Genomic DNA, 18,485 nt, shown 5'->3' with positions numbered 1-18,485 from the left:
TACCCTGAAGTCCAGACAGTTTCTAAAGGTTCCTTCGCGGGCCAAATGAAAAGAGCTCGCAGGTGAACCCCGGCACGTACACGTGGTGTGCGTGGTAGTTTCTACGGCGAAAGTAAGCATAAAAATGCTTAAGGGATCACGATGCAGAACGGCGCAATGAAAGCCTGGCTGGACTCTTCTTACCTCTCTGGTGCCAACCAGAGCTGGATAGAACAGCTCTATGAAGACTTCTTAACCGATCCTGACTCAGTGGACGCAAACTGGCGTTCCATGTTCCAGCAGTTGCCTGGCACGGGAGTCAAACCGGATCAATTCCATTCCAAAACACGTGATTATTTCCGTCGTCTGGCGAAGGATGCCTCACGTTACTCTTCTGCGATTTCCGACCCTGACACCAATGCGAAGCAGGTTAAAGTCCTGCAGCTTATCAACGCTTATCGCTTCCGTGGTCACCAGCATGCGAATCTCGATCCGCTGGGACTGTGGCAGCAAGACCGTGTGGCGGATCTCGATCCGGCGTATCACGATCTGACCGAGGCCGATTTCCAGGAAAGCTTTAACGTAGGTTCCTTTGCCATCGGCAAAGACACGATGAAGCTGGGCGATCTGATTGACGCGCTCAAGCAAACCTACTGCGGCTCCATCGGCGCGGAATACATGCACATTACCTCTACCGAAGAGAAACGCTGGATCCAGCAGCGCATCGAATCCGTAGCGGGCCATGCGACCTTCTCGGCTGACGAGAAAAAACGCTTCCTGAACGAACTGACCGCTGCCGAGGGTCTTGAGCGCTATCTGGGCGCGAAATTCCCGGGCGCAAAACGCTTCTCGCTGGAAGGCGGTGATGCGCTGGTGCCGATGCTGAAAGAGCTGATTCGTCACGCCGGCAAGAGCGGTACCCGTGAAGTGGTGCTGGGTATGGCGCACCGTGGTCGTCTGAACGTACTGGTCAACGTGCTGGGTAAAAAACCGCAGGACCTGTTCGACGAATTTGCGGGCAAACATAAAGAACACCTCGGCACCGGCGACGTGAAGTACCACATGGGCTTCTCGTCTGATATCGAAACCGAGGGCGGTCTGGTTCACCTGGCGCTGGCGTTTAACCCGTCACACCTTGAAATCGTTAGCCCGGTGGTTATCGGTTCCGTGCGTGCGCGTCTGGATCGTCTGGACGAGCCGAGCAGCAATAAAGTACTGCCAATCACCATCCACGGTGATGCGGCGGTAACAGGGCAGGGCGTGGTTCAGGAAACCCTGAACATGTCGAAAGCGCGTGGTTACGAAGTGGGCGGTACCGTTCGCATCGTGATTAACAACCAGGTGGGCTTCACCACCTCTAACCCGCTGGATGCACGTTCTACCCCGTACTGCACCGACATCGGTAAAATGGTACAGGCACCGATCTTCCACGTTAACGCGGATGACCCGGAAGCCGTTGCTTTTGTTACCCGTCTGGCGCTGGACTTCCGTAACACCTTCAAGCGCGATGTGTTCATTGACCTCTTCTGCTACCGTCGTCACGGCCACAACGAAGCGGATGAGCCAAGTGCAACCCAGCCGCTGATGTACCAGAAAATCAAAAAACACCCGACCCCGCGCAAAATCTATGCTGACAAGCTGGAGAGCGACAAAGTGGCGACGCTGGAAGATGCGACCGAAATGGTCAACCTCTACCGCGACGCGCTGGATGCGGGTGAATGCGTGGTGAAAGAGCTGCGCCCAATGAACATGCACTCCTTTACCTGGTCGCCGTACCTCAACCACGAGTGGGATGAGAGCTACCCGAACAAGGTCGAAATGAAGCGCCTGCAGGAGCTGGCTAAACGCATCAGCACTGTGCCTGACGCCATTGAGATGCAGTCTCGCGTGCAGAAAATCTACGCTGACCGTCAGTCCATGGCGGCAGGCGAGAAGCTGTTTGACTGGGGCGGCGCGGAAACCCTGGCTTACGCAACGCTGGTTGACGAGGGTATTCCTGTTCGTCTGTCCGGTGAAGATGCGGGCCGTGGCACCTTCTTCCACCGTCACGCGGTTGTTCACAACCAGTCCAACGGTTCAACCTACACTCCGCTGCAGCACGTGCACAACGGTCAGGGCCAGTTCAAGGTCTGGGACTCCGTGCTGTCTGAAGAAGCGGTGCTGGCATTCGAATACGGTTACGCCACCGCAGAACCTCGCACCCTGACTATCTGGGAAGCGCAGTTCGGTGACTTCGCCAACGGTGCGCAGGTTGTGATCGACCAGTTCATCTCCTCCGGCGAGCAGAAATGGGGCCGTATGTGTGGCCTGGTGATGCTGCTGCCGCACGGCTATGAAGGCCAGGGTCCGGAGCACTCCTCCGCGCGTCTGGAACGTTATCTGCAGCTCTGCGCTGAGCAGAATATGCAGGTCTGCGTGCCGTCCACCCCGGCTCAGGTGTACCACATGCTGCGTCGTCAGGCGCTGCGCGGTATGCGCCGTCCGCTGGTGGTGATGTCGCCGAAATCCCTGCTGCGTCATCCGCTGGCCGTGTCCAGCCTGGATGAACTGGCGAATGGCACCTTCCTGCCAGCCATCGGTGAGATTGATGAACTGGATCCGCAGGCTGTGAAGCGTGTGGTGATGTGTTCTGGTAAGGTTTATTACGACCTGCTGGAACAGCGCCGTAAGAACGATCAGAAAGATGTCGCCATCGTGCGTATCGAACAGCTTTATCCGTTCCCGCACCAGGCGGTGCAGGAAGCGCTGAAACCTTACGCTCACGTACATGATTTTGTCTGGTGCCAGGAAGAGCCGCTCAACCAGGGCGCATGGTACTGCAGCCAGCATCATTTCCGTGAAGTGATTCCATTTGGGTCAGCCCTGCGTTATGCAGGTCGCCCGGCCTCCGCCTCACCGGCGGTAGGGTATATGTCCGTTCACCAGAAGCAGCAACAAGATCTGGTCAATGACGCGCTGAACGTCGATTAATTAAAGGATACATAATGAGTAGCGTAGATATTCTTGTTCCCGACCTGCCTGAATCTGTAGCAGATGCGACCGTCGCTACCTGGCACAAAAAACCAGGCGATGCCGTTAAGCGCGATGAAGTGCTGGTAGAAATCGAAACTGACAAAGTGGTACTGGAAGTACCGGCTTCGGCGGATGGTGTTCTGGATGCTGTGCTGGAAGATGAAGGCACAACCGTAACCTCTCGTCAGATCCTGGGTCGCCTGCGCGAAGGCAACAGCGCGGGCAAAGAGTCCAGTGCGAAATCTGAAGAGAAAGCCTCTACGCCGGCTCAACGCCAGCAGGCTTCTCTGGAAGAGCAGACCAACGATGCGCTCAGCCCGGCGATCCGTCGCCTGCTGGCTGAGCACAACCTGGATGCGGCTGCTATTAAAGGCACCGGTGTGGGTGGTCGTCTGACCCGTGAAGATATCGAGAAGCACCTGGCGAAAGCGCCTGCGAAAGCAGAAGCGAAAGCCCCTGCGGCGGCACCAGCAGCACAGCCTGCTCTGGGTGCCCGCAGCGAAAAACGTGTGCCAATGACTCGCCTGCGTAAGCGTGTGGCTGAGCGTCTGCTGGAAGCGAAAAACTCCACCGCGATGCTGACCACCTTCAACGAAGTGAACATGAAGCCAATCATGGACCTGCGTAAGCAGTACGGTGACGCGTTTGAAAAACGTCACGGTATCCGTCTGGGCTTTATGTCCTTCTACGTGAAAGCGGTGGTTGAAGCGCTGAAACGCTACCCGGAAGTGAACGCGTCCATCGACGGTGATGACGTGGTTTACCACAACTACTTCGACGTCAGCATGGCGGTATCTACTCCGCGTGGCCTGGTGACCCCAGTACTGCGTGACGTGGATACCCTGGGTATGGCTGATATCGAGAAAAATATTAAAGAGCTGGCTGTGAAAGGCCGCGACGGCAAGCTGACCGTAGATGACCTGACCGGCGGTAACTTCACCATTACCAACGGCGGCGTATTCGGTTCGCTGATGTCTACCCCAATCATTAACCCGCCGCAGAGCGCGATCCTGGGTATGCATGCCATTAAAGATCGTCCTATGGCGGTAGACGGTAAAGTTGAGATCCTGCCGATGATGTACCTGGCACTGTCTTACGATCACCGTCTGATCGATGGCCGCGAGTCCGTGGGCTTCCTGGTGGCGATTAAAGAGCTGCTGGAAGATCCAACGCGTCTGCTGCTCGACGTCTAGTTTGCAGTCTTGCCCGGCGGCATATAGCTGCCGGGCCTATAAAAGCACGACCTAACGATTACCTGAAGGATGGATAGAACACATGAACTTACATGAATATCAGGCCAAACAGCTGTTTGCCCGGTATGGCTTACCGGCTCCGGTGGGTTATGCCTGTACTACCCCGCGTGAAGCAGAAGAAGCCGCATCTAAAATCGGTTCCGGCCCTTGGGTAGTTAAGTGTCAGGTTCACGCTGGTGGCCGTGGTAAAGCGGGCGGTGTGAAGGTTGTTAAGAGCAAAGAAGAGATTCGCGCGTTTGCTGAACATTGGCTCGGCAAGCGTCTGGTGACCTACCAGACAGATGCGAACGGCCAGCCGGTTAACCAGATCCTGGTAGAAGCCGCGACCGATATCGCGAAAGAACTGTACCTGGGTGCGGTTGTTGACCGTAGTTCCCGTCGCGTGGTGTTCATGGCGTCTACCGAAGGCGGCGTGGAAATCGAAAAAGTGGCAGAAGAAACCCCTCATCTGATCCACAAAGTGGCTATCGATCCGCTGGCAGGTCCAATGCCTTACCAGGGTCGTGAGCTGGCGTTCAAACTGGGTCTGGAAGGTAAACTGGTTCAACAGTTCACCAAGATCTTCATGGGTCTGGCGACCATCTTCCTGGAGCGCGACCTGGCGCTGATCGAGATCAACCCGCTGGTGATCACCACTCAGGGCGATCTGATCTGTCTCGACGGTAAACTGGGCGCTGACGGCAACGCACTGTTCCGCCAGCCGGATCTGCGCGAAATGCGTGACCAGTCTCAGGAAGACCCGCGTGAAGCGCAGGCTGCACAGTGGGAACTGAACTACGTGGCGCTGGATGGCAACATCGGCTGCATGGTTAACGGTGCGGGCCTGGCTATGGGCACCATGGACATCGTTAAGCTGCACGGCGGTGAGCCAGCAAACTTCCTCGACGTAGGCGGTGGCGCAACCAAAGAGCGCGTAACCGAAGCGTTCAAAATCATCCTGTCTGACGACAACGTGAAGGCCGTTCTGGTTAACATCTTCGGCGGTATCGTGCGTTGTGACCTGATCGCCGACGGTATCATCGGTGCAGTGGAAGAAGTGGGTGTTAACGTTCCGGTAGTTGTGCGTCTGGAAGGTAACAACGCTGAACTCGGCGCGAAAAAACTGGCTGACAGCGGCCTGAATATTATTGCAGCGAAAAGTCTGACGGATGCAGCTCAGCAGGTTGTTGCCGCAGTGGAGGGGAAATAATGTCCGTTTTAATTAATAAAGATACCAAGGTTATCTGCCAGGGCTTCACCGGTAGCCAGGGGACTTTCCACTCCGAACAGGCGATTGCCTACGGTACGCAAATGGTTGGCGGCGTAACGCCAGGTAAAGGCGGTACTACGCACCTGGGTCTGCCGGTGTTTAACACCGTGCGTGAAGCCGTAGAAGCCACTGGCGCAACCGCGACCGTGATCTACGTTCCGGCACCGTTCTGCAAAGACTCCATTCTGGAAGCGATCGATGCAGGTATTAAACTGATCATCACCATCACTGAAGGCATCCCGACGCTGGATATGCTGACCGTGAAGGTGAAGCTGGATGAAGCTGGCGTGCGTATGATCGGCCCGAACTGCCCAGGCGTTATCACTCCAGGCGAATGCAAAATCGGTATCATGCCGGGCCACATTCACAAGCCGGGCAAAGTGGGTATCGTTTCCCGCTCCGGTACGCTGACCTATGAAGCGGTCAAACAGACCACCGATTACGGCTTCGGCCAGTCCACCTGTGTGGGCATCGGCGGTGACCCGATCCCGGGCTCTAACTTCATCGACATCCTGAAGCTGTTCCAGGAAGATCCACAGACCGAAGCGATCGTGATGATCGGTGAGATCGGTGGTAGCGCTGAAGAAGAAGCGGCTGCTTACATCAAAGAACACGTGACCAAGCCAGTTGTCGGTTACATCGCGGGTGTGACTGCGCCGAAAGGCAAGCGTATGGGTCACGCAGGTGCGATTATCGCGGGTGGTAAAGGTACGGCTGATGAGAAATTCGCAGCGCTGGAAGCCGCAGGCGTGAAAACCGTTCGCAGCCTGGCGGATATCGGCGAAGCACTGAAATCCATCATTAAGTAAATCCTCTCTGCTCTCTGCAAGGAGAGCGTTGAAATAAAAAAATGTCCGTTTCGACATGGTTGGCCGCTGTAAAGCGGCCTTTTTTTATTGCAGAAAATCCTCACGTATCGGCGTAAAGGTATCCAGCAGGGTTCCCGCCTTGTGACAGACGCAGCCGTGCATAACATTGGGTTGTTTGTACAGCGTATCGCCTGCTCTGACGGTATGCGTTTCGTCGCCAATGGTAAATTCAAACTCACCGGAGAGAACATACGTCAACTGCTCGTGGGGATGGCTGTGCATGGGGCCGATGGCACCCTGCGCGAAATGTACTTCAACCGCCATCATATTACCGGCATGGGCGAGGATCCGGCGGGTTACGCCATTCCCAGCCTCTTCCAGCTGGGTCTGATTGTGAAAAACAAACATCGTATTACCTCAGTTGTATAGTGAATGAGTGACTTCTGACCGCGCTGTCAGAGGCGGTATGTGCGGTTTAACGTCATGTCAATCACGGTTATTGTATCGTCGCTCTTCACGATATCGACTTTCCCGGTGCCCGTGAAATCTGTGACAAACACGAAGGAAATGCGCTTATCTCGGCTGCGTAATAGCAGGTAGTCGATCGTTGATGTCGAAGGGTTATTCGGTCCCTGAGCTTTGATTAACGCCGTATTGTTGGTCGAAAAGCAGGTGACAGATACCGGGGCGTCGGCCTGGTAGTGAACCTCCATTTTACCCTTCAGCGGCTGTTCAGTTGCCTGCTTAACGTAGGGGTAGCAGATCCGGACGCCATTCTGTGGCGCCGTCGGTGTTGCTGAGGCGTTGATGTGGTAAACCGCATCGACGCACTGGTAGTGAGGATTATCGACGTCCCATTTATCAATCAGCAGGTTTTCCGTCACGACGATGCTACGGCGAAAAACGATATCCCGGTAGGACTCATCATCCCACTCCACGCGAGTTTTGCTGTCGGGTAACACAGCGGCGCTGCACCAGTCCACTTCGGCGATCAGCCGCGATTCTCCCTCCTGCTGCTGGTAATCGAGAACCCTGGGTAGTGCAGGGGGCTGGTTGAGTCCGTTGACGCACAGCGTATTGTGCGAAAACGTATTTTTGTAGTAGCCATAGTGCAGCGGTGCGCCATAGCCGGTTGTGCCCAGATCGGGGAACAGCGCGCTGTAGTTATTGAAGACGATAAGGTTGAGTCTGTCGTAGTGATCGTGCTCGCCGCCATAGGGGCCATGTTTAATGCATACGGCGCGGCCTGGCGCGTTGCGGATTATCGTAAATCCGGCGTCAGGATTATGCTCATTACCCTCCGGGGCGCTTAACGCCTGCGCCGGCAGCGGTTGCCCATAGAAAAGGGCATCAATGTTGTCGCGCGGTCCAGCGGTGTATAGCCAGGCTAACAGCTCGCCATATTGCGGGTTGCCATAATAGTTGAACGCAAATTCATAGATATCGGCGTGGCCGAGTCTCTCCTGGCCGTTCACGCAGTCGTTTACTTTAGGCAGGGTCATATTCGGCATCAGCAGCGTCAATGGCAGCGACAGCATGTTCGTATACCAGGGCTTATCCAGCAGGCTGAACGGACCATGTTGGGCGAATTTCTCAAAGCCCATGAACGCCTCAAGCGCGTAATAGTGGTAATGCAGCGAACCTTCGAACCATAAGCCGCCGGGCAGCAGGGCATGTTCCAGCTGATACCGCAGGCCGTAAGGGCTGTTAACGGCAAACGTCAGATAGCGATCGTCGTCGAGAATCGCGCCGATAATGCCGATGGTCGCGCTGATCTTCACCTCGTGGTTGTGGATTTGATTGCTACGGTGCTGCATCAGAAAATCGGCTCCGCTGCGCAGCAGGCGTCGGGAAATATACTCATACTGTTCTGTCGTCAGCGCGGCGCTGACGATATCGAATCCACGGGCAAAATCGGCATGACAGTTGGCTTCACACAGCGTCTGCGCGTTGGCTTTACCGGGACCGTTATAAGGAATACCGCCGTGTTCTTCGTAGTCAGGGTAGTATTTTGCGTACTGCATCAGGATATCGGTAATTTTATTGAGGTATTTATTATCGTCCGTTAGCAGCCAGAGGATGCCCAGCTCATAGCACGCTTTAGCATTGAGCCCGTTAAGCCAGCGCCACCAGGCACCATAGTAAGGTTCACCGGTAAAGACGGCTCCATCAACCGGGCAACGGTGCTTATTGGGCGATTTCCGGTCCCAGAACAGCCGCACGCTGTGTTCCGGGCAGTAAAAATAGTGGTTCCACGTGGCGCAGCCCGTTTGCGGAACCAGCGTGTCGTGGTTAAGGACGTCGCGGTTGTTTTCCTCCAGGCGGCGAAGGATCTCCGGCGTTACCCGGGCTTTTGCAGCGGCAATCTGTGCTTCTGTAAACTGTTTCATTATCTACCTGTATGCGTTGACGTGGCGCTTACTTCACCAATACAGAGCCCGGGGTCAGGATGTTGATATCGGTGTCATTTGCCTGCGTCAATAGCGCGGCATTTTTGCTGAAGTCATTGTCTTTCCAGACTCTCGCTGCGGCGAGTAACGGACCAGTAGCCTCTTCAGGGTTGTATTTTATTTCCTGATACGGCCAGTCGCTGGCGTCTTTGCCGGTTTGCTGGCTGACGAAGGAAAAGGCTTTTTTCATGGTTCGCCCATCCAGTGCATAATTCCAGACATCATCACCGGTTATTTCACCGTAGCGCCCCATTCTGGCGTAGGCTGCCAGAGCAAAATTGGTGTAATGGAAGGAGCGAGTTCGTTCAAGCTCGGCCGGTAGTTCGCCTTTGACGTTCACCTGAGCAGCAAGGTGGCGATTTTTGAAAATATCGATTTGCCGACGAGCCTGTTTGACGTCACCGGAGAACAACGAAAAGGCGGTAACCTGCGCGTCATACCAGGCGCCGTGATTGTTATACCAGTTTCCCTCTTCCTGGCCGTTAGCGCTGGATAACAGCCATGTGGCATAGTCCGAATACCAGCTTTTGTAACCCTGAACCTCTTTATCCGAGAGGAAGCCCGCATGTTGCAGCAGGATGATGCTGTCAGCGACGTCGATCAATACGCGCGTATCAATAATGCCAATCCCCCGGCCATTTACTATGCCCGGAATTGCCTGGGCGTAACTGAGATCAGGATTCATTCGGGTTTGCTTGTTCAGAAACCAGGTGTCCAGCATGATTTCTGCTTTTTGCGCATAGCGGGCGTCTGCGCTATAAAATGCGGCCAGTGAGAGCGCTCGGACGTCGTCAGAGAACTGCACCAGGCGTTTGCTGTCCGTATCGTCTGTCTTGGATGACGGGTTTATCTGGCCGTCTTTACGAATCCAGGGAAGATGGTCTTTGGTATCCGGGTTTGGCCACCAGTAGGGACCAAAACTGTAATAGTCATGCTTATTCCCGGACGCCGGTAACAATTTTTTATCGGTCACACTCCAGGGTTTATGTTCCAGCGCCTGGTCTGCTTTCTGCAGCAGATTTTTCCAGGCGGGAGCGTAGGTTTGATCTCCGCGCTGAATACTTTCTTTTATCTCAAGCATCTGCCTGCAATCGTACGTCAGGCAGTCGTCATTCGAGCCCTGAGGCAGTGTATTCCCACTCGCTGCTAACGCGGAGGTTGAGAACAGCGCGCTGATAAACGCAATGTTGCGATAATTCATCGGTATATTCCTTACATTTATACCCGTCATTCAGGCGATTACCGGTGTGACTTTTGCAGAAGGGAGCTTAATCAGCATCCACAGGAACAGGGCGCCAATCAAATCGAAAACGCCCAGACCGATAAAGAAGATGTCGTAACCCACAACAGCGACCATCGCGCCAAGGAAAATACTGAACAGGAAGTTCCCCATGCTGCCGGTGAAGGCGGCGAAACCGGTCGCGGTGGCGACTTTTTGTCTTGGGAACAGGTCGGATGACATGCTGATCACCGTAACGGACAGACACTGATGGGCGAACCCGGCAATACAGAACAGCGCAATGGCCACATAGACATTACTGACGAAACCAACGCCAGCCATCGACAGCATCAGCAGGGCGGCAAACGTAAAAGTGATGCGTTTGGCGTTAACAATATGCACGCCGCGGTTATTCAGAAACTTCGAAATGTAACCCGCAGCCAGACAACCCAGGTCAGCGGTCAGGAAGGGGAGCCAGGCAAACATGGCGATTTCTTTCATGTTCATGTGGCGCACCGTCACCAGGTAGAGCGGCATCCAGTAGTGCAGCGTCCCCCATGCCGGATCGGCCATAAAACGCGGTAAGGAGATGGCCCACAAGCTTTTATCCTTGATCATGGACATCAGGGAGGCTTTCTCTTTAACCACTTCTATTTGATCGGCCATGACCTCTTCGTGCTCTTCCTTCAGCAGCGCAGGATGCGACTCCGGGGAGCGATAAAGCACCGCCCACAGAATGGCCCAAACAACGCCGATGGCGCCGGTGACAACAAAAGACATTTCCCAGTTGTAGTTAACAATCGCCCAGACAACCAGTGGCGGGGCCAGCATGGCACCGACGGAGGTACCGAGGCTGTAAACGCCGCAGGCTAAGCCGCGCTCCTTTGCCGGAAACCACTCGGCGGTGACTTTCATACCCGCAGGGTTGAAGGCGGCTTCGGTCAGGCCCAGGCCCCCGCGCAATGCGGCAATGGGGAACCATGTGCTAAATAATGCCGTCAGCATGTTGCACAAAGACCACAGCGCGGCCAGTACAGCAAAACTGACTCGCAAGCCGAATTTATCGATCACAAAACCGCAGGCGATCCCGCCGATGGCATAGGTGAATGGAAAGACCGACACAATCCATGAGTACTGCTCGCTGGAGAGATTCAGCGTTTTCATCATTTCTGGTGCTGCGACGCCGAGCGTGCTCCTGGCTAAGTAGTTGATAATCGTACCTAACATGACGAGTGAGATAATGTACCAGCGCAGTTTTTTGATCTTCACAACATTCACCTTGTCCGTTGATAATTAGCTTTAGTTAAAATAAAACAATGTTTCATTTCATTTTATGGACTGGTGATGGAGGTGTTCATGATCTTGATCTCAGATTTGAAACAATATTTCATTTTGTTTGGTTTGGGTGGTTGGAAGAGGATTCTGTTTGTTTTTGTTAACTGTTTTATAAGTCGATAAAACTTAGATTTATTTGGTGAATAATTCATGGGAGGTCTTTATTTTACACTTTAAGTTATTAAAACTGTGTTTTGATAATTTTTATGATCACGATCTTGTTTGTGAAACAATGTTCGTGATTTTAATTTGTAGATAAATATGATTCTCGAAAATTGCGGGTTGATGGCTGTTGATTTTATTTGTTTATGGCAATGAGTTTTCTTTTCTTAAAAGGATGAAGGTCTGTTATGCAAAAAAATCCATTACGTTTTCTGATTCTCTTCGCTGCTGGGTTGCCGCTGGCGAGCCATGCGCTAACGTTTGATCTCCGGGGCGGCTATAAAACCGGGAGCCACTCCTATGAGTCGCGGTATAAGATCAGTGAGAGCTGGGCTAACGGCTGGTGGGCAAGCGCGGAGATGGATAATAAAAACAATAAAAATAACGGAAAGGGTACAAATGGTTCCGATAAGTCCGACAGTGCTCACTCTTTTGGTGACAGCACAACTGACTATAACGAGATAGAGACTAATTATACCTGGCGGTTTGCCGATAAGTGGAATCTACAACCCGGGGGGATTTACCACTGGAGCAGTAAAGGCACTCAGATTCGTCCCTATATCAGGGTCAACTATCTACCCGGAGCTGACTGGAGTCTCGGTTTGCGTTACCGATACGATTATAATACTTATGAGACTGTTAACGATGAGGGAGAGTCACATCGCGACAGCGTTAATCGTCTCGACATCTTTGTGGGTTATAAATTTAATCGCGAATGGAGTTTCTTATATCAGGGCACAGCATATAAGCATGCCAATGAGGATTACACCTATAAAAATAATAAAACTTGGGCAACTGAGAATGCATTTACACTGCGGTATAAGTGGAACGAATGGTTTAGTCCCTATGTTGAATACGACTATTTAGATCAGCAGGGCTACTACGAAGGTGAGGATAATGTCTCTGAGTCGCGCTATCGCATTGGTATGACGTTTACGCTTTAAACGCGATTATTACCCTGAAAACCCGGTTTAGCACCGGGTTTTTGTCATTCATGTACGTTTAGTGTCTACGTTTCGCTACTAGCGTAAATTTGTAGTCATCACTTTTGAAGGTATTACGGCTGTATTCAAATACGCGTCCATCACTGAGATAGCCGCGGGAGATTTTTTCGAGGACAGGTTTTGCCGCATCGATCCCCAGTGCATTCACGACCTCGGCAGAGGGCATCACGGGAATGACCTCCTGCTCACTGCGGTCGATAACCATCTTTTTAATCTGTTCGATGTAATGATATTTGGAGTTTTCCATCACGGCCCAGGTGAGGTCGTCGAACATTGCCAGCGGCATCCACGTCTCTTCCAGATTCACAGGTTTTTGCTTAATAAAACGCACGCGTTTGATATGCCAGACGTTGTCATCAGGGCGAATGTTCAGCTTTTCCGCGAGTTTCTCATCTGCTTTGATCACTTCGAATGTTTTGACATCGCTATGGGTATCAACATTGCGATCCGCCAGTTTTTCGTAAAAGCCGGTGAGTTGATAAATGTCGTAATTAACGCGCTCCTCTTTGACGTAGGAGCCGCTGCCCTGAATGCTCTCGATAATGTGCTCTTCGGTGAGCAGCTTTAGCGCCTGTCTCACCGTTACCCGACTCACGCTAAAGGCGTCCTGCAGACTGGATTCCGTTGGTAACGCATCACCAGGTTTTAACTCACCGGCGTTGATTTGCTCGCGAAGCGCATCGGCTATCTGTCGGTACATCGGTTTGTTGCCCATATCATCTGCCTTCCTAATACCTTTTAACGGAATTATGCCCTCAGACTAAAATTTGTAAACAATACAAATTAAATACAAATAATGTTTTTAGGTGAAAGTGATCACATAAATGTATTGTTTTGTCTGCCACACTCGATCCCGAACAATAACCATTGAGTGTGAGGATCTTTATGGACCTGACGACCCTGACCCACCCCAGCGCAGTCTGCGTGCTGGCGCGGTATACCAGCCGTGATGAGGCAATACGCCAGCTCACTCAGCGGCTGGTGGCACTGGGCAAAATTGCGGACGGCGAGACATTTTTGACCGACGTCTTTCACCGGGAATCACTTGGCCCTACCGCGCTGGGAGAAGGCCTGGCGGTACCGCATGGCAAATCTGGCGCAGTGAAAGACGCCGCTTTTGCGGTGGCAACATTACGGGAGCCGCTGGCCTGGGAAGGCGTTGATGGCCCGGAAAACGTCGAGCTGATTGTCCTGCTCGCCATTCCCCCGGCTGAGGCGGGCTCAACGCATATTCAGGTGTTAACGGAGCTGACGTCTCGCCTGGCGGATGATGCCCTCCGGGCGCGGGTGATGGAGGCAACCACGGCAGAAGCGCTGCTTGCCGCGTTAAATGATGCGCCACAGGATGAAGACGTTATCGCGTCAGAAGATGCGTCCACTGTTGTCTGTGTGACGGCGTGTCCGGCCGGGATTGCGCATACCTACATGGCTGCTGAGTACCTTGAAAAAGCCGGGCGCAAACTCGGCGTGAACGTGGTGGTTGAAAAACAGGGGGCGAACGGCATTGAAGGACGCCTTACCCCTGAGCAACTGCAGGAGGCTCGCGCCTGTATTTTTGCGACAGAGGTGGCTATCAAGGAAAGTGAGCGTTTTCAGGGGATTCCCTCGCTATCAGTGCCTGTCGCGGAACCGCTGCGACATGCTGAGGCGTTGATTGAGCGCGCGCTCGCATTACAGCCCTCACCGGTGGCGCGCCCTGTGCAAACAGAAACCGAGGCGAGAAAGAGCGTTAAAACGGAACTCAAGCAGGCGCTTCTCAGCGGGATCTCCTTTGCAGTGCCGCTTATTGTCGCCGGGGGCACTGTGCTGGCCGTCGCAGTGTTACTGGCGCAGATCTTTGGACTGCAGCATCTGTTCGATCAGGAAAATTCGTGGCTGTGGATGTACCGCAAACTTGGCGGCGGCATGCTCGGCATTTTGATGGTGCCTGTGCTGGCAGCCTACACCGCGTACTCGCTTGCGGATAAACCCGCGCTGGCTCCAGGCTTCGCTGCCGGTCTTGCTGCCAACATGATCGGTTCAGGTTTTTTGGGGGCGATCGCAGGTGGTTTGATTGCGGGTTATCTGATGCGTTGGGTGAAGAACCATATTCGTCTCAATAATCGCTACAACGGTTTCTTAACCTATTACCTCTACCCGGTTCTCGGTGTGCTGGGCGCGGGCAGCCTGATGCTGTTTGTGATTGGCGAGCCGGTGGCATGGCTGAACAACTCTCTGACGGCCTGGCTTAACGGTCTATCCGGTGCCAATGCGCTATTGCTCGGTACGCTCCTCGGTTTTATGTGTTCGTTCGATCTGGGCGGGCCTGTCAATAAAGCAGCGTACGCATTCTGTCTGGGGGCAATGGCCAACGGTGTATATGGCCCTTACGCTATTTTTGCCTCTGTAAAAATGGTATCGGCCTTTACCGTCACGGCGTCAACGATGCTGGCCCCGCACCTCTTCAAACAGTTTGAAATCGAAACCGGTAAATCAACGTGGCTTCTCGGGCTGGCGGGTATCACAGAAGGGGCGATCCCAATGGCGATTGAAGATCCTGTCCGGGTTATTGGTTCGTTTGTGCTTGGATCGATGGCAACGGGCGCAATAGTGGGTGCGATGGGGATCGGGTTGTCTACGCCAGGGGCGGGTATTTTCTCCCTCTTTTTACTTCATGACGCAGGGCTGGGTGGTGTGGTCGCTGCGGCAGGCTGGTTCGCTGCGGCATTGGCAGGTACCACCCTCTCTACGCTCGTTTTGCTGTTCTGGCGACGTCAGGCCGTCAGAAAGGGCAAATACATGACAGAAGACGTTACGCCTTAAAACTCACTAACAGGAAACGAAGATGAAAGTTGTATCTCGCGTTCATATTACGCCGCATATGCACTGGGACCGTGAGTGGTACTTCACCACCGAGGAGTCGCGTATTCTTCTGGTCAATAATATGGAAGAGATCCTGACCCGCCTCGAGCAGGATGACGAATATAAATATTATGTCCTTGATGGACAGACGGCGGTACTGGAGGATTACTTCGCCGTGGTGCCTGAAAACCGGCCACGGGTGAAGACGCTAGTCGAGCGTGGAAAGCTGATTATCGGTCCATGGTATACCCAGACCGATACCACGATTGTCAGCGGTGAGTCGATTGTCCGTAACCTGATGTACGGCATTCGCGACTGTATGGCGTTCGGCGAGCCGATGAAAATCGGTTATCTGCCGGACTCGTTTGGTATGTCCGGGCAACTTCCGCATATCTACAACGGGTTTGGCATCACCCGTGCCCTGTTCTGGCGTGGGTGTTCTGAACGTCACGGAACCGATAAAACCGAGTTTTTATGGCAGAGTACAGACGGCAGTGAAGTGACGACACAGGTGCTGCCGTTGGGCTACGCGATTGGTAAGTACTTACCGGAGGACGAAGCCGGGCTGCGAAAACGGCTCGACAGCTATTTTGACGTGCTGGAAAACGCCTCCGTCACCAAAGAGATTTTGCTGCCTAACGGTCACGACCAGATGCCATTACAGCAGAATATTTTTGCGGTGATGGATAAGCTTCGTGAAATCTATCCGCAGCGTCAATTTGGAATGAGTCGGTTTGAGGACGTCTTTGAACATATTGAGGCACGCCGTGGGGAGTTGGCGACGCTGAAAGGGGAGTTTATTGACGGGAAATACATGCGCGTGCACCGGACAATCGGCTCGACACGCATGGACATCAAAATCGCCCATGCGCGCATTGAGAACAAAATCGTCAACATCCTTGAGCCGTTGGCGACGCTCGCCTGGGCGCTGGGCTTCGACTATCACCACGGTTTACTGGAAAAAATGTGGAAAGAGATCCTCAAAAACCACGCTCACGATAGCATCGGCTGCTGCTGCAGCGACAAGGTGCATCGAGAGATTGTCTCCCGGTTCGAACTGGCCGAAGACATGGCCGATAATCTGTCGCGTTTCTATATGCGCAAGATTGTCGACAACATGCCGCAAAGTGATACCGATAAGCTGGTCATGTTCAACCTGATGCCCTGGCCGCGTGAAGAGGTGATGAACACCACGATACGTCTGCGCGCGAGCCAGTTCCGTCTGCTTGATGAGAAAGGCAACGAGATCCCATATTTCATCAGTAGTTCACGTGAACTCGACCCAGGTCTTATTGACCGGCAGATTGTCCATTATGGTAATTACGAACCGTTTATGGAGTTTGATATCCAGTTGAATCAAATCCTGCCGTCGATGGGGTACCGAACGCTGCTTATCGAACCTAACGTAGCAGGGAAGGTGCTCTCTCCGCTGGAAAACACCGAGTCCCTACTTGAAAACGCCTTCTGGCAGATTGACTTAAATGACGACGGTACGCTGCGCCTGCGCGACAAAGAAACCGGGCTTATTTATGACCGCGTACTGGAAATCGAAGAGAGCTCTGATGATGGCGATGAATACGACTACTCGCCTTCTCGGGAAGAGTGGAGACTCACTTCAGCACAGGGCGAGCACGAAGTTGAGGTGGTGCATGAGGGTTGGCGGAGCAGGGCGATAATCCATCATCGGCTCGCCGTTCCGGCAAATCTGGCCGAGCGTTCGGCGCGTCAGCGAAAGGGGTCTCTTGACGTAGCGTTTGAAGTCACTTTCACGCACAACAGCAGGCGCATTGATGTTGACGTGCGTCTGGATAATCAGGCAGATGATCACCGTGTACGGGTGCTCATCCCTACGCCATTTACCACGCAAGAGGTGCTGTCTGATACGCAGTTTGGTTCGATCACCCGCCCGGTACAGGACCCGGCGATGGAAAACTGGCAGGAAGAGGGCTGGAAAGAAGCGCCGGTGCCCGTCTGGAATCTACTGAACTACGCCGTTCTTCGGGAAAGGCGAAACGGACTTGCGCTGTTCACTGAGGGTCTGCGCGAATTTGAGGTGGTGGGTGAGAACAAAAAAGCCTTTGCCTTGACCCTACTGCGCGGCGTGGGATTACTCGGCAAGGAGGATCTGTTGTTGCGGCCAGGCAGGCCGTCGGGTATCAAACTGCCCGTTCCTGACTCTCAGGTGCGCGGCCAGTTAACCTGTCGTTTTAGCCTGTTCAGTTTCAGTGGAACGCCGGAAAACGCGGGTGTCGCGCAGCAGGCCAAATCGTGGTTAACGCCCGTGCAGTGCTACAACAAAATTCCCTGGGATGCGATGAAACTGAATTGTTCGTCGTTTACCACGCCGGAAAGTTACAGTCTGTTAGCTCTTTCGCCCACGGGATGCGTGCTCAGTGCCCTCAAGAAGGCGGAAGATCGGGACGAGCTTATTCTTCGCCTGTTCAACCCTTCGGCGTTCAGCGCATGTGACACGACGTTATCCGTGAACCCGACGGTGAAACGGTGCTGCGAGACAGATATGAATGAACGGATAACGGGCAGGGAAAAGGAGCAGGGCATTGTGGGGGCGTTTAGACCTGGGGAGTCGCGCACTTTTAGCTTCCTTATCGACCGATAGCGGTGATGCCTGAAAAGGCCACAGGTAATGTGGCCTTTTACACTAAATAGTTACGACGCGGTGTTAACTTATGGGGTAATAAAAGTGAATTAAATGTAATTTTGCGGTATTGCAGAAGAAAAATGGAAAAATAATTAGGGAAGACTATCCTTTAGTGTTTGCCTCTTCGTGAAATGGCATTGTTCCGCTGCGTTAATTAAAATCACTTCTGTTCATATTTTTTCCCGTCTTCGATAACCAATTACACTTTTGAATGCACATGTCATTAACAAGAATTTCACCATTCTTACCATGATTAAACATGGTTAACATTGAGGTTTGTTTTTGATTTAAATCAAAGTTTAATCCTTGGAAAAAGGTACTGAAAAGCGCTAAATTGTCCCCGATCAAAATGGCCGAAAAGTGGTAATTTTGCTATAAATTGATCACCGTCGAAAAACGTAAATGTGATTCAATAAAAACCTGTTTATTGTAAGGGTTTTGCAGCGTATTATATTTGCGGGATCAATTTGAGTTTTTTATTAACGTATTTGTAACCTGACGTCATCGTTTTTA

General features: G+C 52.9%; 12 protein-coding genes. 7 read left to right on the top strand and 5 right to left on the bottom strand.

The features are described from left to right. The first annotated feature begins 141 nt into the window (after nucleotides 1–141). The 4 genes from sucA (at nucleotide 142) to sucD (ending at nucleotide 6,302) form a co-directional block, all read left to right on the top strand. Complete coding sequence (gene sucA, locus JGF26_RS04060) at nucleotides 142–2,949, top strand: 2-oxoglutarate dehydrogenase E1 component (protein WP_028019436.1); 2,808 nt, start codon at nucleotides 142–144, stop codon at nucleotides 2,947–2,949. Nucleotides 2,950–2,963: 14 nt separating this feature from the next. Beyond that, nucleotides 2,964–4,184 (top strand): 2-oxoglutarate dehydrogenase complex dihydrolipoyllysine-residue succinyltransferase, encoded by a 1,221-nt coding sequence (odhB, locus tag JGF26_RS04055; RefSeq protein ID WP_028019435.1) that lies wholly within the window; start codon nucleotides 2,964–2,966, stop codon nucleotides 4,182–4,184. 82 nt (nucleotides 4,185–4,266) lie between these two features. Next, complete coding sequence (sucC, locus tag JGF26_RS04050; protein WP_006809579.1) at nucleotides 4,267–5,433, top strand: ADP-forming succinate--CoA ligase subunit beta; 1,167 nt, start codon at nucleotides 4,267–4,269, stop codon at nucleotides 5,431–5,433. After that, the gene (gene sucD / locus JGF26_RS04045; RefSeq protein WP_008501094.1) at nucleotides 5,433–6,302 is read left to right on the top strand and encodes a succinate--CoA ligase subunit alpha; all 870 of its coding nucleotides are present in this window, start codon (nucleotides 5,433–5,435) and stop codon (nucleotides 6,300–6,302) included. Before sucC ends, sucD begins: the two co-directional genes overlap by 1 nt. A gap of 84 nt (nucleotides 6,303–6,386) precedes the next feature. Here the strand turns inward: sucD and JGF26_RS04040 are convergent, their stop codons facing one another. Genes JGF26_RS04040 through JGF26_RS04025 form a run of 4 tightly spaced genes read right to left on the bottom strand, consistent with a single transcriptional unit; the run spans nucleotide 6,387 to nucleotide 11,240 of the window. After that, a complete protein-coding gene (locus JGF26_RS04040) occupies nucleotides 6,387–6,710 on the bottom strand; it encodes a cupin domain-containing protein (RefSeq protein ID WP_028019434.1) in 324 nt (107 codons plus the stop codon). Nucleotides 6,711–6,757: 47 nt separating this feature from the next. After that, on the bottom strand, nucleotides 6,758–8,692 hold the full coding sequence (locus JGF26_RS04035; protein WP_134707322.1) for a heparinase II/III family protein: 1,935 nt from the start codon (nucleotides 8,690–8,692) through the stop codon (nucleotides 6,758–6,760). A gap of 28 nt (nucleotides 8,693–8,720) precedes the next feature. Then, nucleotides 8,721–9,953, bottom strand: coding sequence for an alginate lyase family protein (locus tag JGF26_RS04030; protein WP_108090581.1), 1,233 nt, complete (start codon nucleotides 9,951–9,953; stop codon nucleotides 8,721–8,723). A gap of 30 nt (nucleotides 9,954–9,983) precedes the next feature. Then, nucleotides 9,984–11,240, bottom strand: coding sequence for an MFS transporter (locus JGF26_RS04025; RefSeq protein ID WP_203250356.1), 1,257 nt, complete (start codon nucleotides 11,238–11,240; stop codon nucleotides 9,984–9,986). Between the two features lie 416 nt (nucleotides 11,241–11,656). On the opposite strand from JGF26_RS04025, the gene JGF26_RS04020 reads away from it, so the two are divergent. Then, nucleotides 11,657–12,412, top strand: coding sequence for an oligogalacturonate-specific porin KdgM family protein (locus JGF26_RS04020; RefSeq protein ID WP_032667020.1), 756 nt, complete (start codon nucleotides 11,657–11,659; stop codon nucleotides 12,410–12,412). A gap of 58 nt (nucleotides 12,413–12,470) precedes the next feature. Here JGF26_RS04020 and JGF26_RS04015 read toward each other — a convergent pair whose 3' ends face one another. Beyond that, on the bottom strand, nucleotides 12,471–13,187 hold the full coding sequence (locus tag JGF26_RS04015; protein WP_028019430.1) for a GntR family transcriptional regulator: 717 nt from the start codon (nucleotides 13,185–13,187) through the stop codon (nucleotides 12,471–12,473). Between the two features lie 170 nt (nucleotides 13,188–13,357). Here JGF26_RS04015 and mngA point away from each other — a divergent pair, with 170 nt between their 5' ends. Together mngA and mngB are read left to right on the top strand one after the other, a co-directional pair. Then, nucleotides 13,358–15,274 (top strand): PTS 2-O-a-mannosyl-D-glycerate transporter subunit IIABC, encoded by a 1,917-nt coding sequence (gene mngA, locus JGF26_RS04010; RefSeq protein WP_028019429.1) that lies wholly within the window; start codon nucleotides 13,358–13,360, stop codon nucleotides 15,272–15,274. A 22-nt stretch (nucleotides 15,275–15,296) separates the two neighbouring features. Next, nucleotides 15,297–17,930, top strand: coding sequence for a mannosylglycerate hydrolase (gene mngB / locus JGF26_RS04005; protein WP_134707323.1), 2,634 nt, complete (start codon nucleotides 15,297–15,299; stop codon nucleotides 17,928–17,930). Nucleotides 17,931–18,485 lie beyond the last annotated feature (555 nt).

This window comes from Enterobacter sp. E1, assembly GCF_016809815.1.
Lineage (GTDB): Bacteria > Pseudomonadota > Gammaproteobacteria > Enterobacterales > Enterobacteriaceae > Enterobacter > Enterobacter adelaidei.
Note: the sequence above shows the minus strand (reverse complement) of the source record. Positions and strands in the feature narration are given on the sequence as shown.

What these genes read in the sequence shown, in the direction of transcription:
- sucA (WP_028019436.1), top strand. Translation starts at nt 142, where the DNA reads ATGCAGAACGGCGCAATGAAAGCCTGGCTGGACTCTTCTTACCTCTCT.
- odhB (WP_028019435.1), top strand. Translation starts at nt 2,964, where the DNA reads ATGAGTAGCGTAGATATTCTTGTTCCCGACCTGCCTGAATCTGTAGCA.
- sucC (WP_006809579.1), top strand. Translation starts at nt 4,267, where the DNA reads ATGAACTTACATGAATATCAGGCCAAACAGCTGTTTGCCCGGTATGGC.
- sucD (WP_008501094.1), top strand. Translation starts at nt 5,433, where the DNA reads ATGTCCGTTTTAATTAATAAAGATACCAAGGTTATCTGCCAGGGCTTC.
- JGF26_RS04040 (WP_028019434.1), bottom strand. Translation starts at nt 6,710, where the DNA reads ATGTTTGTTTTTCACAATCAGACCCAGCTGGAAGAGGCTGGGAATGGC.
- JGF26_RS04035 (WP_134707322.1), bottom strand. Translation starts at nt 8,692, where the DNA reads ATGAAACAGTTTACAGAAGCACAGATTGCCGCTGCAAAAGCCCGGGTA.
- JGF26_RS04030 (WP_108090581.1), bottom strand. Translation starts at nt 9,953, where the DNA reads ATGAATTATCGCAACATTGCGTTTATCAGCGCGCTGTTCTCAACCTCC.
- JGF26_RS04020 (WP_032667020.1), top strand. Translation starts at nt 11,657, where the DNA reads ATGCAAAAAAATCCATTACGTTTTCTGATTCTCTTCGCTGCTGGGTTG.
- JGF26_RS04015 (WP_028019430.1), bottom strand. Translation starts at nt 13,187, where the DNA reads ATGGGCAACAAACCGATGTACCGACAGATAGCCGATGCGCTTCGCGAG.
- mngA (WP_028019429.1), top strand. Translation starts at nt 13,358, where the DNA reads ATGGACCTGACGACCCTGACCCACCCCAGCGCAGTCTGCGTGCTGGCG.
- mngB (WP_134707323.1), top strand. Translation starts at nt 15,297, where the DNA reads ATGAAAGTTGTATCTCGCGTTCATATTACGCCGCATATGCACTGGGAC.